The sequence below is a fragment of the Vulcaniibacterium gelatinicum genome, from assembly GCF_008033445.1.
In the GTDB taxonomy this organism is placed as follows: Bacteria; Pseudomonadota; Gammaproteobacteria; order Xanthomonadales; family Xanthomonadaceae; genus Vulcaniibacterium_B; species Vulcaniibacterium_B gelatinicum.
On the sequence record NZ_VNKO01000007.1, the window covers coordinates 115,551 to 128,865 of the forward strand.

16 protein-coding genes are annotated in these 13,315 nt (G+C 71.8%); 12 read left to right on the forward strand and 4 right to left on the reverse strand.

Annotated elements, in window-relative coordinates; genetic code table 11:
* Positions 1-19: 19 nt before the first annotated feature.
* The gene (locus tag FPV26_RS06255; RefSeq protein WP_147652854.1) at positions 20-415 is read left to right on the forward strand and encodes a DoxX family protein; all 396 of its coding nucleotides are present in this window, start codon (positions 20-22) and stop codon (positions 413-415) included.
* Here the strand turns inward: FPV26_RS06255 and FPV26_RS06260 are convergent.
* A complete protein-coding gene (locus FPV26_RS06260; RefSeq protein WP_147652855.1) occupies positions 406-2,181 on the reverse strand; it encodes a DEAD/DEAH box helicase in 1,776 nt (591 codons plus the stop codon). The two genes, FPV26_RS06255 and FPV26_RS06260, sit on opposite strands and share 10 nt — an antisense overlap.
* A 68-nt stretch (positions 2,182-2,249) precedes the next feature.
* Here FPV26_RS06260 and FPV26_RS06265 point away from each other — a divergent pair, with 68 nt between their 5' ends.
* From FPV26_RS06265 to FPV26_RS06275, 3 genes are read left to right on the forward strand one after another with little or no spacing between them, the layout of a single operon-like run.
* The gene (locus FPV26_RS06265; protein ID WP_147652856.1) at positions 2,250-2,486 is read left to right on the forward strand and encodes an RNA-binding S4 domain-containing protein; all 237 of its coding nucleotides are present in this window, start codon (positions 2,250-2,252) and stop codon (positions 2,484-2,486) included.
* A gap of 39 nt (positions 2,487-2,525) precedes the next feature.
* Positions 2,526-3,071, forward strand: a complete 546-nt coding sequence (locus FPV26_RS06270) for a LemA family protein (RefSeq protein ID WP_147652876.1) — start codon at positions 2,526-2,528, stop codon at positions 3,069-3,071.
* A complete protein-coding gene (locus FPV26_RS06275; RefSeq protein ID WP_147652857.1) occupies positions 3,068-4,807 on the forward strand; it encodes a DUF2207 domain-containing protein in 1,740 nt (579 codons plus the stop codon). Before FPV26_RS06270 ends, FPV26_RS06275 begins: the two co-directional genes overlap by 4 nt.
* 6 nt (positions 4,808-4,813) lie before the next feature.
* On the opposite strand, the gene FPV26_RS06280 is transcribed toward FPV26_RS06275, so the two are convergent.
* The 3 genes from FPV26_RS06280 to FPV26_RS06290 form a co-directional block, all read right to left on the reverse strand.
* Entirely contained in the window at positions 4,814-6,016 is a 1,203-nt protein-coding gene (locus FPV26_RS06280; RefSeq protein WP_147652858.1) for a COG3904 family protein, read from the reverse strand.
* Positions 6,017-6,125: 109 nt separating this feature from the next.
* The gene (locus FPV26_RS06285) at positions 6,126-7,238 is read right to left on the reverse strand and encodes a WD40/YVTN/BNR-like repeat-containing protein (protein WP_147652859.1); all 1,113 of its coding nucleotides are present in this window, start codon (positions 7,236-7,238) and stop codon (positions 6,126-6,128) included.
* Between the two features lie 3 nt (positions 7,239-7,241).
* The gene (locus FPV26_RS06290; protein ID WP_147652860.1) at positions 7,242-7,532 is read right to left on the reverse strand and encodes a MoaD/ThiS family protein; all 291 of its coding nucleotides are present in this window, start codon (positions 7,530-7,532) and stop codon (positions 7,242-7,244) included.
* A gap of 153 nt (positions 7,533-7,685) precedes the next feature.
* On the opposite strand from FPV26_RS06290, the gene FPV26_RS06295 reads away from it, so the two are divergent.
* From FPV26_RS06295 to FPV26_RS06330, 8 genes are all read left to right on the forward strand, one after another.
* Complete coding sequence (locus FPV26_RS06295) at positions 7,686-7,955, forward strand: YceI family protein (protein ID WP_246109225.1); 270 nt, start codon at positions 7,686-7,688, stop codon at positions 7,953-7,955.
* Positions 7,956-8,034: 79 nt separating this feature from the next.
* Complete coding sequence (locus FPV26_RS06300; protein ID WP_147652861.1) at positions 8,035-8,394, forward strand: DUF1428 domain-containing protein; 360 nt, start codon at positions 8,035-8,037, stop codon at positions 8,392-8,394.
* Between the two features lie 90 nt (positions 8,395-8,484).
* Positions 8,485-9,948, forward strand: coding sequence for an amidohydrolase family protein (locus tag FPV26_RS06305; RefSeq protein ID WP_147652862.1), 1,464 nt, complete (start codon positions 8,485-8,487; stop codon positions 9,946-9,948).
* A 129-nt stretch (positions 9,949-10,077) separates the two neighbouring features.
* Positions 10,078-10,734 (forward strand): NAD-dependent epimerase/dehydratase family protein, encoded by a 657-nt coding sequence (locus tag FPV26_RS06310; protein WP_147652863.1) that lies wholly within the window; start codon positions 10,078-10,080, stop codon positions 10,732-10,734.
* Positions 10,735-11,010: 276 nt separating this feature from the next.
* Entirely contained in the window at positions 11,011-11,520 is a 510-nt protein-coding gene (locus FPV26_RS06315; RefSeq protein ID WP_181952570.1) for a DUF2975 domain-containing protein, read from the forward strand.
* Between the two features lies 1 nt (position 11,521).
* The gene (locus FPV26_RS06320) at positions 11,522-11,743 is read left to right on the forward strand and encodes a helix-turn-helix domain-containing protein (protein WP_147652865.1); all 222 of its coding nucleotides are present in this window, start codon (positions 11,522-11,524) and stop codon (positions 11,741-11,743) included.
* Positions 11,744-11,746: 3 nt separating this feature from the next.
* Entirely contained in the window at positions 11,747-12,196 is a 450-nt protein-coding gene (locus tag FPV26_RS06325) for a hypothetical protein (protein ID WP_147652866.1), read from the forward strand.
* Positions 12,197-12,384: 188 nt separating this feature from the next.
* The gene (locus FPV26_RS06330) at positions 12,385-13,107 is read left to right on the forward strand and encodes an outer membrane protein (protein ID WP_181952571.1); all 723 of its coding nucleotides are present in this window, start codon (positions 12,385-12,387) and stop codon (positions 13,105-13,107) included.
* Positions 13,108-13,315: the final 208 nt, after the last annotated feature.

Genomic DNA, 13,315 nt, shown 5'->3' on the forward strand with positions numbered 1-13,315 from the left:
ATCACCAGGGGACTCCTCGATGAACCGCAACACCGCCTCCGATCTGGCCAAGCTCATCCTGCGCATCGCGCTCGGCACGCTGATCCTGCTGCACGGGATCGCCAAGCTGCGCGGCGGCATGGGCTGGCTGGAAGGACTGGTCGTGCAGCACGGGCTGCCGTCCTGGTTCGCCTACGGCGTGCTGGTCGGCGAGGTGCTGGCGCCGCTGATGGTGCTGCTCGGCTTCTTCTGCCGCTTCGGCGCGATCCTGGTCTTCATCAACATGCTGTTCGCGGTCGCGCTGGTGCACATGGGCGAACTGGCCCGGCTCAACGACAACGGCGGCTGGGCGCTGGAACTGCAGGGCATGTTCATCGCCGCCGCGCTGGCGCTGGCGCTGCTCGGCCCGGGCCGGTTCTCGGTCAATCAGCGCTGAGGCCGGCCGCCCTTGCGGTGCGGCTTCGGCCGGCGCGACGGCGCCGCGCCGGTGCCGCCCGCGTCCGCGCCGAGCTTGTGCAGGCGCAGCGGCTGGCCCGCCACGCGCACCTTCTTCAGGTGCGCCAGCAGTTCGCGCGGCATGCCTTCGGGCAGGTCCACGATCGAGTGGTCGTCGAAGATGTCGATGCGGCCGATGAAGCGGCTCTCCAGGTCGGCCTCGTTGGCGATCGCGCCGACCAGGTTGCCGGGCTTGACCCCGTGGCGGCGGCCGACCTCGACGCGGTAGGTCTCCATGCCGGGCTCCGGTGCGCCGCGCGGCGGGATGTCCTTGCGCGGGCGCTCGGCGCGCGGGGCGCGCTCCGGCCGCCCGCCGGGCGCGGTGCGTGCGGGCCGCTCGGGCCGTTCGCGCGGCGGTTCCGGCGCCAGCAGCAGCGGCGTGCGCCCCTGCAGCAGCCTGGCCAGCGCAGCGGCGATGTCGGCGGCCGGCACGTCGTGCTCGCGCTGGTAGCGCAGCACCAGGTCGCGGTACGGCGCCAGGTCGTCGCCCTCGTCCGCGGCGGCGAGCGTGTCGGTGATGCGGCCGAGGAACTTCGCCACCCGGCGGTCGTTCACCGCCTCCACGCTCGGCAGTGCCATCTCCTCGATCGGCTGCCGGGTCGCGCGTTCGATCGCGCGCAGCATGCCCTTCTCGCGCGGGGTGACGAACAGGATCGCCTCGCCGCTGCGCCCGGCGCGTCCGGTGCGGCCGATCCGGTGCACGTAGCTCTCGGTGTCGTAGGGGATGTCGTAGTTGAGCACGTGGCTGATGCGTTCCACGTCCAGGCCGCGCGCGGCCACGTCGGTGGCCACCAGCACGTCCAGCTCGCCGTCCTTCAGCTTCTGGATCGTGCGCTCGCGCTGCTTCTGCTCGATGTCGCCGTTGATCGCGGCGGCGGCGAAGCCGCGCGCCTGCAGCTTCTCGGCCAGCTCCTCGGTGGCCTGCTTGGTGCGCGCGAACACGATCATCGCGTCGAACGGCTCGGCCTCCAGGATCCGGGTCAGCGCGTCGAGCTTGTGCAGGCCGCTGACGAACCAGTAGCGCTGGCGGATGCCGGCGGCGGTGGTGGTCTTCGCCGCGATGGTGACTTCCACCGGGTCGCGCAGGTAGGTCTGGGCGATGCGCCGGATCGGCGCCGGCATGGTCGCCGAGAACAGCGCCACCTGGCGCGTCTCCGGCGTCTGCTTCAGCACCGTCTCCACGTCCTCGATGAAGCCCATGCGCAGCATCTCGTCGGCCTCGTCGAGCACCAGCCAGCGCAACTGCGACAGGTCCAGCGAGCCGCGGCGCAGGTGGTCATTGACCCGCCCCGGCGTGCCCACCACGACGTGCACGCCGCGCTTGAGCGCGCCCAGCTGCGGCGTGTAGCTCTGCCCGCCGTAGATCGGCAGCACGTGGAAGCCGGGCAAGTGCGCGGCGTAGCGCTGGAACGCCTCGGCTACCTGGATCGCGAGTTCGCGCGTGGGCGCGAGCACCAGCGCCTGCGGCTTGCCGGACGCGAGGTCGAGGCGGGAGAGGATCGGCAGCGCGAACGCGGCGGTCTTGCCGGTGCCGGTCTGGGCCTGGCCGAGCACGTCGCGGCCGGCGAGCAGCGCCGGGATGGTGGCGGCCTGGATCGGCGACGGCGCCTCGTAGCCCACTTCGGCCACCGCCGCCATCACGGACGCGGACAGGCCGAGCTCGGCGAAACGGGGCGCGGCGGCCGTGTCGGCGGCGGGGGTGGGCATGGCGTGTCCTGGGCGCGGGGGGCGCGTATTGTGCGCCTTTGTCCCCGCAAGCGCCCGTGATGCCCCCCATGCCCAGCCTCACCTTCGAACTCGACCGCGACTTCGTCGAACTCAACCAGTTGCTCAAGCTCGCCGGCGTGGTGGACAGCGGCGGCGCCGGCAAGCATCTGGTGGCCAGCGGCGCGGTCACGGTGGACGGCACGGTCGAACTGCGCAAGACCTGCAAGATCCGCGCGGGCCAGGTGGTGCGCGCGGGCGGGGTCGAGATCCGCGTGCGCGGGCCCGGCCCCGCCGGCGCCGGGTAAGATGCGGACACGCCGTCGCCGGGGAGCCGCGTCGTGACCATGCTGGCCGTCCTGTTTCTTGCGGCTCTTGCCGCCTGGGCCGTGTTCGCCTTCAACCGCCTGGTCCGGCTGCGCAACCAGTGGCGCACCGCGTGGGCCGACATCGACGTGCAGTTGCAGCGCCGGCACGACCTGGTGCCGCAGCTGGTGGCGGCAGTGCAGGCCTACGCCGGCCACGAGCGCGCCACGCTGGAGGCCGTGACCGCGCTGCGCGCGCAGGCGCTGACGCTCACCGACCCGGCCCGGCTCGGCCAGGTCGAGACCGCGCTGGAACAGGCGCTGGGGCGGGTGCTCGCCTTGCAGGAGGCGTATCCGGACCTGAAGGCCAGCGCGAACTTCGCCCAGCTGCAGCGCGACCTGGTGGAGGTGGAGGAGCACCTGCAGTACGCGCGCCGTTTCTACAACGGCGCGGTGCGCGACTACAACACCGCGATCCAGCGCGTGCCCGACCTGCTGGTGGCGCGCGCGTTCGGCTTCGGCGAGGCCGGGTTCTTCCAGGCCGAGGACACCGGCCGCGGCGCGGTGCGGGTGGAGCTGGCGCGATGACCAGGATCCCGGCCCTGCGCATCGCCGGCGCGTTGCTGGCCCTGTTCGCGCTGCTCGCCCTGCCGCTCGCTGCGCAGGAGCGCATCCTCGCCTACGACAGCGACATCCGGATCCAGGCCGACGGCAGCCTGGAGGTGACCGAGACCATCACCCTGCGCGCCGAAGGGGAGCAGATCCGGCGCGGCATCTACCGCGACTTCCCCACCCGCTACCGCGACCGCTACGGCAACCGCGTGGTGGTGGACTTCGACGTGATCGAGGTGCTGCGCGACGGCCGGCCGGAACCGTGGTTCACCGAGACGCTGGACAACGGCGTGCGCGTGAACACCGGCAACGACGATTTCCTGCCGGTGCCGGCGCAGTACACGTACACGCTGCGCTACCGCACCACGCGCCAGCTCGGCTTCTTCGACCGCCACGACGAGCTGTACTGGAACGCGATCGGCACCGGCTGGGTGTTCCCGATCGAGACCGCCGAGGTGCGCGCGCGCCTGCCGCAGCCGGTGCCGGTGGACCGGCTGCACGCGGAGGGCTACACCGGCCCGCAGGGCGCGCAGGGCCGCGACTACCAGGCCGCGCTGCCCGCGCCCGGCACTGCGCGCTGGCGCCTGACCCGCCCGCTCGGGCCGCAGGAAGGCCTGACCGTGGTGCTGACCTTCCCCAAGGGCATCGTCGCCGAACCCACGCGCGCGCAGCGGATCCGGTGGCTGCTGAAGGACAACCGCGGCGTGCTGGTGGCGCTGCTCACGCTCGTGCTGCTGGTGGTGTTCTGCGTGCGGCGCTGGCACGCGGTGGGGCGCGACCCGCAACCGGGCACCATCATCGCCCGCTACGAACCGCCGGAGGGGCACACGCCGGCGGGACTGCGCTACCTGCGGCGGATGCGCTACGACCCGCGCTGTTTCTCCTCCGACCTGCTGGCGCTGGCGGTGGCCGGGCAGGTGGCGATCGAGCGCGAGGACGGCTTCTTCAAGGACACCTGGACGCTGGAACGCACGCAGGATGCCCGGCCGGCGGAGGCGAGCGACGCGCAGCGCGCGCTGCTCACCACGCTGTTCGCGGGCGCGCCGCGGCTGGAGCTGAAGAACACCAACGCGCGCACGATGCAGGCCGCGCAGCAGGTGCACCGCAAGGCGCTGGACCGGCGCTACCAGCCCGAACTCTTCCGCCGCAACGAAGGCGACCTGATGAAGGCGGTGGGTCTGGGCGCGTCCGGCACCGCGCTGGCCTGGTTCCTGGCCGCCGGGGCGGGCGAGATCGCGGTGCTGGTGGTGGCGGCGGCGATGGTCGCGGTGCTGGTCGCGTTCGCCTGGCTGGTGCGCGCGCCCACGCCGGCCGGGCGTCGCCTGCTCGACGAGAGCGAGGGCTTCCGGCTCTACCTCGGCGTGGCCGAGCGCGAGGAACTGGCGCGCATGCCCGGCCCCGGCGCGCCGCCGCCGCTGGATGCGCAACGCTACGAGCAGCTGCTGCCCTACGCCGTGGCGCTGGAGGTGGAAGACGCCTGGACCGAGCAGTTCACCCGCGCGGTGGGCGCGGCCGCGGCAGCGCAGGCGGCGTCGAACATCACCTGGTACCGCGGCGGCAGCGTCGGCGACCTCGGCAGTTTCTCGCGCTCGCTCGGCAGCAGCCTGAGCTCGCAGATCGCCTCGGCCTCCACCCCGCCGGGCGGCTCGTCGGGCAGCGGCGGCGGGGGCTCGTCGGGCGGCGGCGGCGGCGGGGGCGGCGGCGGCCGCTGAGCGGCGCTAGCGCTGCGCGGCCTCGCGCTCCGACAGTGCGGTGTCGTTGCCGGCGAGCGGGCTGTCCGCCGGGCACTTGCGGTCGGGAAAGCCATAACGCGTTCGCAGCGCCAGGCCGCACCCGGCCGGGTCGGACGCGCCCTCGCAACGGCGCTCGTAGGCGCGCAGGAAGGCGTCCTTGCGGCGCACGAAATCCTCGCCGCACCTGCGCGCCAGGATGATCCGCTCCAGGTCGTCCTGGGCCGCGTTGCGCCCGGCCAGGCCGAAGCCGCGCAGTTCGTCCGCGGTGAGCAGGCGCAGCTGCCGGTTCGGCACGGTCATCATCAGGTCGGCGATCGCCACCGAGGCGCCGTTGCGCTCCAGGTACTCCTTCAACTGCGCGTGCACCGCGCGCAGCTCGCGGTTGAGCTCGGCGCGGGTGGCGGCCTGCGAGCGGATCCGGATCATGCGGTGGATGCCGACCGCGCCCTCGATGCGGCGGTCGTCGCCGGCGGCCAGCACCAGCACGCAGGAGCTGTGGCAGACGTCGTCCGGTTTCACTTCGATGGTCCATCCCGACTCGGCGATCACGTCGCCCGCACGCAGCGCCTCCTCGACCTGGCCGCCACTGGAATCGAGCTCGAGCACGCGCCGATCCAGGCCCATGCGCGCGGCCATGGCCGAGACGCGCTCCATCAACGTGACGAAGTCGGACGCGATGCGCCCCTCGTAACGCAGGCGTACCTGGCCTGCCTGCGGACACGCCGACATCGCATCGAGCACGCTGAAGAACTCGAGGTCGGCCAGGGTGCGCGTGCCCAGGGCGACCGCGGCGGCTTCGTCGGTAGCGTCGTCCTGGGTACCGCGACCGGCGGCCTGCCCGGCATCATCCGTGCCGGCTGCGCGCCGGCCCGGTGGCGGCGCGGCACCGGCACGCCCGGGATCGTTGCGCAACACCGGCCCCGCCCCGCCGCAGATCACCGTGGCCCGGCCGGAAGTCAGCTCCGCCGGCGGCCAATCGCTGGTCTTGCGCACATCCACCTCGCGCGGCGGCTCCGGCGCCGGCGGCGCGGATACTGCGCCGAAGTCCGTTCCTTCCGTGCCCGCCGCCGTCGCCGAGGCGGCTGCGGGCGGCGCCGCCTCGGCGACGGTTTCCACCGCCCCCTCGCGCCCACAGGCGGCGAGCAACAGGCACAGCACGAGAACGGACGACGACAGGCCGGACTTCATCTTCAGGTGGTGTCGGAACCCGGGGAGCCCCACGGGATGCGGGAGCCACGCAACAAGTCTATGCCGTCCCCGGCATGCGGTGCCCAATCGGGAATGAACATGCCGCCGCTCAGGTGGCGAACGCGACCGCCAGCACCTGCGGCAGCCGCGCCGGCAGCAGGTGCCAGCGGTCGCCGCCGTCGTCGCTGGTCCACAGGCCGCCGGTGGTGGAGCCGAACACCAGGCGTTCGCCGCTGCCGTCCACCGCCAGGCCGTGGCGGTAGACCAGGTCGTAGGCATCCTGCTGCGGCAGGCCCTCGCGCAACACCTCGAAGCTGGCGCCGCCATCGCGGGTGCGCGCCACCACCAGCTGCGCATCCACCGGGTAGCGTTTCTCGTCCTTGATCGCGGGCACGAACCAGGCCGTGTCCGGGTCGTGCGGATGCACCGCCACCGCGAACCCGAACGCCGAGGGTCGCACCGTCGTGATCTCCTGCCAGTCGCCGCCGCCGCGCGTGCTGCGGAACACGCCGTTGTGGTGCTGGGCCCAGCAGTGTTCCGGCGCGGCGCGGCACTGCACCAGGCGGTGCACGTCCTGCACGTTCGGCTCGTACGCCTGCTCGGGCGGCAGGTAGGCCGCGCGCATGCCCTGCGCGGTCTGGGCCCAGGTCTCGCCGCCGTCCTCGCTGCGCCACACGCCGCCGGTGGAGATCGCCACCAGCAGCCGGCGCGGATCGCGCGGGTCCACGCAGATCGAATGGATGCCGGGGAAGTCGTAGCCGCCGCCGAACCAGCCGTGGCGCTCGGGCCGGTCCCAGAGCCCGCGCACCAGGGTCCAGCTGGCGCCGCGGTCGTCGGAGCGGAACAGGCCGCCGGGGATCGTGCCGGCCCACAGCCGGCCCGGTTCGTCCGCCCCGCCGGCCTCCAGCGTCCACAGCAGGCGCAGCGTCGCCGGCTGGGCCGGCTTGCCGTCGCCCATCACCACCTCGTCGCCCTCGGCATAGGCCGGCACCGCGCATTCCTGCCAGCTGCAGCCCTCGTCGTCGGAGCGGTGCAGCTTGTTGCCGAAATGGCCGAGGTCGAGCACCGCGTACCAGCTGCCGTCGCGCGGGTCGGCGAGCGCGTTGGCGACGTTGTCGCCGAGGAACGCGGTGCGGGCGATGCGCCAGGGTTCGTTGCAAGCGGCACCGCGTTCGAGCACGAACAGCCCCTTGCGGGTGCACGCCAGGATCCGGTCCGACATCGCTCAGCCTCCCGACAGCGCCTGCATCACGTACACCTCGGCGTTCGCGCCGAGCACCTGGCCCAGGTCGCGCTTGTCGCGGATCGCCTCGCCGTCCACGAACACCGCCACGTGGTGGCGCACTGCGCCGCGCTCGTCGAGCACGTAGCCGCGCAGGGTCGGGTGGCGCGCGAACACGCCCTCGAGCGCCTCCGCCAGGCTGCCGCCCGGCACCTCCAGCGCCACCTCGCCGCCGCCCGGCGGCGCCTGCGGCAGCCAGCGCGACAATGCCGAAGCGAGCACCACCCGGGCCATGCCGACCTCCGCGCGGGAAGGAGGCCCGAGGGTACGCCTGCCGTTCCGGAACGAGGAAGTGCCGGCCGGGCCATGTCGAAATCCGCCCCGCCCATCCGTCGTCCTGGCAAGTGCGCCGCTTCGCGCACGAGACCAACGCCGCAGGAGCCGTCCATGACCCGTCTCGCCCCCGCCCTGTTCGCTCTCGCCCTCGCCTTGCCCGCCGCCGCGGCCGAGGCGATCTACGAGATTGACCCCGACCACACCTACCCGAGCTTCGAGGCCGACCACATGGGCCTGTCGTTCTGGCGCGGCAAGTTCAACCGCACCCGCGGCACCATGACCTTCGACCGCAGCGAATGTGGCCTGCCCGCTGGCCAGGACCTGGGGTTCGACATGACCGTCGAGCTGCGCATCCAGGTCGAGGCGATCGGCAAGGAATGACCCGACACCGCAGGTTCCTGCATAGGATCTCGAAGGCAATTCCCCTTACCTACCACGCCACCCCGACCGAGGAGGTTCCATGAGCTATGTAGACGGCTACGTCCTGCCCGTGCCCCGCGCCAACCTCGCGGCCTACCGGCGCCTGGCGCGCAAGGCCGGCCGGATCTGGAAGGAACACGGCGCGCTGGCCTACGTCGAGTGCGTCGCCGACGACGTCCAGCCCGGCAAGCTGACCTCGTTCCCGCAGGCGGTGAAGCTCAAGCCGGACGAGGTCGTGGTGTTCGCGTGGATCGTGTTCCGCTCGCGCCGCGCCCGCGACCGGATCAACGCATTGGTGATGAAGGATCCGCGCCTGGCCGACATGGCCGACCCGAAGCGCCTGCCGTTCGATGCCCGGCGCATGTTCTGGGGCGGATTCAAGCCGATCATCGAACTGTGAGGGCCACCGCCGCCCGGGGGTTCTCCCCCATTTGCCGCCGGATGGAACGGCGTTATGGTGGGCCTCCCCGCGCCGTTGCAGGGAGGCCCCATGCGCCAGCGCCAGGATCCGGACGGGCTGCGTCTGCCGATCAAGCTCGACAGCACCAGCAACGGCGAGTTCATGCCGGTACCGCTGGCGCCGGAGCACCGCCACGCGCGCCAGCTCGCGCGCGAATGGGCCACCGGCCTGGCGCGCCGGCTCGGCGTTTCGCGCCGCGACTTCCTGGTGTCCGCCTGCGGCGCGGCGACCACGCTGCTGGCGATGAACGCGGCCTACGCCGCGGCCGGCAGGCGCGGCGGCCTGTTCGACCTCGACCCCGAGGCCGCGCACGACGCCGACGCCGCGCGCGCAGCGCTGGAGGGCGACGAGTTCATCTTCGACGTGCAGGGCCATTTCGTGAATCCCACCGGCGCCTGGACGCGCCGCCTGCCGGAGGGCGCACGCCCGCTGGCGAGCTTCGACACGCAGGGTTGCGCCGCTGCGGCGCTGCCGGGGAACCTGAACCACCTGCAATGCTTCGGGCCCGATGCCTTCATCCGCGACGTGTTCCTCGACTCGGACACCTCGCTGATGGTGCTCTCGTTCGTGCCCTCCACCCGCGAGCGCCAACCGCTCACGATCGAGGAGGCCGCGGCGGTGGCCGCGATCGTCGAGCGCATGGAAGGCACGCACCGGCTGTTCCTGCACGGCCGCGTGAACCCGAACCAGCCCGGCGACCTGGAGGACATGGACCGCCTGGCCGAACGCTTCCCGATCCGCGCCTGGAAGACCTACACGCAGTGGGGGCCGGACGGCCGCGGGTTCTGGCTCGACGACGAGCCCGGCATCGCGATGATCGAGAAGGCGCGCCGGCTCGGCATCCGCAACATCGCCATCCACAAGGGACTGCCGTTCGGCCCGCAGTCGTACGAGCACAGCACCTGCGCCGACGTCGGGCGCGTGGCCCGGCGCTTCCCGGACGTCAACTTCCTGATATACCACTCCGGCTTCGTCGCCGGTGCGCCGGAGGGCCCGTACGACGAATCGCGCCGCGACGGCATTGATGCGCTGATCACCTCGCTGCGGCAGGCGGGCCTGGGCCACGGCAGCAACGTGTACGCCGAACTCGGTTCCACCTGGCGCTTCCTGATGCGCGACCCGGACTCGGCCGCGCACGCGCTGGGCAAGCTGCTCAGGTACGTCGGCCCGGACAACATCCTGTGGGGCACCGACTCGATCTGGTACGGCAGCCCGCAGGACCAGATCCAGGCCTTCCGCACCTTCCAGATCGCGCCGGAACTGCGCGAAAAACACGGTTACCCGGAGATCACGCCGGACATCCGCGCCAGGATCTTCGGCCGCAACGCGCTCAAGGTGTACGCCGTGCCGGAGGACGTGCTGCGCGTGCACCTGCGCGGCGACCGGATCGCGCGCGAGCGCGAGGAATACCGCAACGCGCCCGACCCGGCCTTCCTCACCTACGGCCCGAAGACGCGGCGCGAGTTCCTCACGCTCAAGGCCTGGGGCGGGTGAGGCGGCACCCGCAGGGCGTGCGCCACTCTCGCATCGGCCGTGCCCGATGCCTGCAATGACGAAGAGGAACCGACACCGCCTTCGCCGCGCCTGCGCTAGTCTCTGCGTGACGTCCTACCGGAGCCCGCCATGCGCATCCTCCTCACCGGCGCCACCGGACTGGTCGGCCAGGGCGTGTTGCACGAGTGCCTGCACGATCCCGACGTCACCCGCGTCGCCGCGCTCGGGCGGCGGCCGAGCGGGCAGACGCACGCCAGGCTGGAAGACATCGTGGCGCCCGACTTCGCCGATCTGCGCGCGGTCGAGGACCGCCTGCATCCATTCGACGCCTGCTTCTACTGCGCCGGCGCCCCGCCGGTGGGCACGCCGGAAGCCGAGTATCGCCGCGTCACCCTCGACCTCACCCTCAACGTCGCCCGCACCCTGGCGCGGCTCGATCCGGGGCTGCGCTTCCTCTACATCTCCGGCGCCTACGCCGACCCGGACAGCAGGATCATGCCGCTGCGGGTGAAGGGCGAGACCGAACGCGCGCTGGCCGCGCTGCCGATCCGCACCGTGATGCTGCGCCCCGGCGGCATCCAGCCGGTGCACGGCGAGCGCTCGCCGCACCCGCCGCTCGCCGTGCTGTATGCCATCGCCGGCCCGCTGATGGGTGTTGGCGTGCGCCTGATGCCGAACCTGATGACCTCCACCGCCCGCCTCGGCCGCGCCATGCTGCGCCTGGCGCGCGATCCGGATCCGCCGCCGGTGGTGGAGTGTGCGGAGATCAATCGGCTGGGGGAGTGAGGCGGCGCCGCGCGGGTGGACGCGCGACACCTTCGCCTCGCCCCATTGCGGGCTGTCCGCGGCTTCACCGGTCGGCGCGGCGCTGGCAGCGGAGGGGGATTCGGGGCTCACGGGAATCCTCGGATGGGCACGAGGAGCTCAGGCGTACTGCAGGGACGACGAACGGCGGCACTGCGGATCGGCCGTGCACGGAACGACCTATGCCTTCCGGCCTATTTTATTGTTTTCCGATATTTGCCATATTGTTTTTCAATACGCCCGCTCCGGGGAGCGCCCATGAACCGCATGTCCGCCCGTGCCCTGGCCGTCGCCCGCCCGGTGATCCGGGGGCTGACCGTGCTCAACCTGCTCTACGCCGCTGTGCTGGCGGTGCTGTTCGTCTGGAGCTTCTTCATCGAGGGCTGGCCCGAGCGGCCGTTGGGCGAGTTCGCCAGCCTGCATCCCTGGCTCCCGGCCGGGCTGCGGGCGATCGTGTTCCTCGGCGTGGTCGGCGCGGCGATCGTGCACCCGATGCTGCGCCGGCTGCTGGCGATCGTGGACAGCGTGCGCGCCGGCGATCCCTTCGTCCTGGAGAACGCACGGCGCCTGGACGCCATCGCCTGGAGCGTGCTGGCGCTGGAAGTGCTGCGCCTGCTGATCGGCTGGATCGCCTCGACCGTGTGGGAACCCGGGCGGATCGGCAGCTTCTCGTTCACGCCGTGGCTCGCCGTGCTGCTGCTGTTCGTGCTGTCGGGCGTGTTCGCGCACGGCGCCCGCATGCGCGCCGACCTCGAAGGCACGGTCTGACATGGCCATCGTGGTCCGCCTCGACGAACTGCTGCACGCGCGCCGGATGACGCTCACCGAACTCGCCGCGCGCGTGGACATCACCGTCGCCAACCTGTCCATTCTCAAGACCGGCAAGGCCAGGGCGATCCGCTTCTCGACGCTGGAAGCGATCTGCGCGGCGCTCCAGTGCCAGCCGGGCGACCTGCTCGCCTACGACCCCACGCTGCCCTCGGAGGAATGAGCCATGCTCGCCCGCCTGTTCGCCCCCGATCCGCGCCACGAAGGCGTCCGCCCGATCCAGCGCTGGGGCCTGCGCCTGTTCTTCCTGCTGATGCTGGTGTTCGTCGCGCCCACCGCCTGGCGCGGACTGCTGATGCACGAAGGCCCGTGGGACCCGGTGCGCGCCGTCACCGTCGCGGTGTGGGCCACCTACCCCACCCTCGCCCTGTTCGGCCTGTTCCGCCCGCTGCGCTGGCTGCCGCTGATGTTCTTCACCATCGGCTACAAGGCGATCTGGCTCGGCTTCGTCGCCTGGCCGCTGTGGCAGGCCGGCACCCTGTGGGGCACCCCCACCGGCGAGATCGCCGCCTCGTTCCTGCCCCTGCCGCTGCTCGCGGCAGTGGTGCCGTGGGGGTACGCGTGGCGGACGTACTTCGGCTGGCCGCGGCGGCCCGCGCCGGTGACGGCGGCATAGGGTGGAGTCCGCCCCGTCTTGCCACCGCAAACCGTTGGCGCCGGTGCAAAGTGAGCCCGGCCTGTCCACTGCGATGATGCTTCTGCGTTGGATGGGGGGTCGTCCACGCATTCGTGGCGGCGCCCCTGTTCCCAAACCACACAGGTCCCATCATGTCGAAACGAACCGTTCTCCTCCTCGCTGCCTGCATGCTGTGCGCCGACGCGGCAGCCGCCGACGCCGATTTTTCCGGCTGGCACGTCGGCCTCCACGCCGGCCATGGCAGCGGCGAATCGCATGCCCAGGTCTCCCTCGGCGGGCAATGGGGCAGCGAGCCGCAAACGCTTCGCGACCACGTCTCCTCCTCCTGGTCCACCAAGCTCGATCCCGACGGCAGCGTGTACGGCGTGCAGTTCGGTTACGACCACCAGTTCGCCAACGGCACGGTGCTCGGCATGGAGCTGGACTACAGCCAGCTCGGCATGGACGACGCGCGCAACACCGGCCCCACCCCGGTGCCCGCGTTTCCAAGCCTGAGCTACGACTTCGGCAACAGGATCGAACTCGACAACCAGGCCTCGTTGCGCGCCAGGCTCGGCCATGCCTTCGGCCGCCATCTGCTGTACCTCGCCGCCGGCTGGACCCAGGTGGACGTGGACGCTGCCGCCAGCGTGGTCAGCAACGGCGGCTACCGCAAGCTCGGCGTGTATTCCGACCGCGTGGACGGCACCCAATGGGGGCTGGGCTACGAATGCGATTTCGGCAACCGCTGGTCGCTGCGCGCGGAATACCTCGTCAACGACATGGACGATTTCCGCTACGACACGGTGTACCAGCCGGGCAGCACCTTCGTCTCCCCGGCCTACACCGAATCGGTCCGTCACGACCTCGATTTCAACGTCTTCCGCATCGGCGTGAACTACCGCTTCTGAGGACGGACGACGGGGGCCGGGCCATGCCCGCCCCCGTCTGCCGGAGGGGGAAGCTTACGAGCTTGGTTCGCGCGCCCCACGTGTTCGTGTTGAGTATTTCCCCGACAGTCCGCCCCTCCAGTAGCCCCTGAGAGGGGCGGACACCTGGCCTTCGGTAGATTGGTGGTTACCACACCTTGCCAAGCCAACCGGAGCGACCAGATGTCCG

Bases quoted from the DNA above. Each gene is read 5' to 3' on its own strand.
- FPV26_RS06255 (WP_147652854.1), top strand. From the start codon at position 20: ATGAACCGCAACACCGCCTCCGATCTGGCCAAGCTCATCCTGCGCATC.
- FPV26_RS06260 (WP_147652855.1), bottom strand. From the start codon at position 2,181: ATGCCCACCCCCGCCGCCGACACGGCCGCCGCGCCCCGTTTCGCCGAG.
- FPV26_RS06265 (WP_147652856.1), top strand. From the start codon at position 2,250: ATGCCCAGCCTCACCTTCGAACTCGACCGCGACTTCGTCGAACTCAAC.
- FPV26_RS06270 (WP_147652876.1), top strand. From the start codon at position 2,526: ATGCTGGCCGTCCTGTTTCTTGCGGCTCTTGCCGCCTGGGCCGTGTTC.
- FPV26_RS06275 (WP_147652857.1), top strand. From the start codon at position 3,068: ATGACCAGGATCCCGGCCCTGCGCATCGCCGGCGCGTTGCTGGCCCTG.
- FPV26_RS06280 (WP_147652858.1), bottom strand. From the start codon at position 6,016: ATGAAGTCCGGCCTGTCGTCGTCCGTTCTCGTGCTGTGCCTGTTGCTC.
- FPV26_RS06285 (WP_147652859.1), bottom strand. From the start codon at position 7,238: ATGTCGGACCGGATCCTGGCGTGCACCCGCAAGGGGCTGTTCGTGCTC.
- FPV26_RS06290 (WP_147652860.1), bottom strand. From the start codon at position 7,532: ATGGCCCGGGTGGTGCTCGCTTCGGCATTGTCGCGCTGGCTGCCGCAG.
- FPV26_RS06295 (WP_246109225.1), top strand. From the start codon at position 7,686: ATGACCCGTCTCGCCCCCGCCCTGTTCGCTCTCGCCCTCGCCTTGCCC.
- FPV26_RS06300 (WP_147652861.1), top strand. From the start codon at position 8,035: ATGAGCTATGTAGACGGCTACGTCCTGCCCGTGCCCCGCGCCAACCTC.
- FPV26_RS06305 (WP_147652862.1), top strand. From the start codon at position 8,485: ATGCGCCAGCGCCAGGATCCGGACGGGCTGCGTCTGCCGATCAAGCTC.
- FPV26_RS06310 (WP_147652863.1), top strand. From the start codon at position 10,078: ATGCGCATCCTCCTCACCGGCGCCACCGGACTGGTCGGCCAGGGCGTG.
- FPV26_RS06315 (WP_181952570.1), top strand. From the start codon at position 11,011: ATGAACCGCATGTCCGCCCGTGCCCTGGCCGTCGCCCGCCCGGTGATC.
- FPV26_RS06320 (WP_147652865.1), top strand. From the start codon at position 11,522: ATGGCCATCGTGGTCCGCCTCGACGAACTGCTGCACGCGCGCCGGATG.
- FPV26_RS06325 (WP_147652866.1), top strand. From the start codon at position 11,747: ATGCTCGCCCGCCTGTTCGCCCCCGATCCGCGCCACGAAGGCGTCCGC.
- FPV26_RS06330 (WP_181952571.1), top strand. From the start codon at position 12,385: ATGCTGTGCGCCGACGCGGCAGCCGCCGACGCCGATTTTTCCGGCTGG.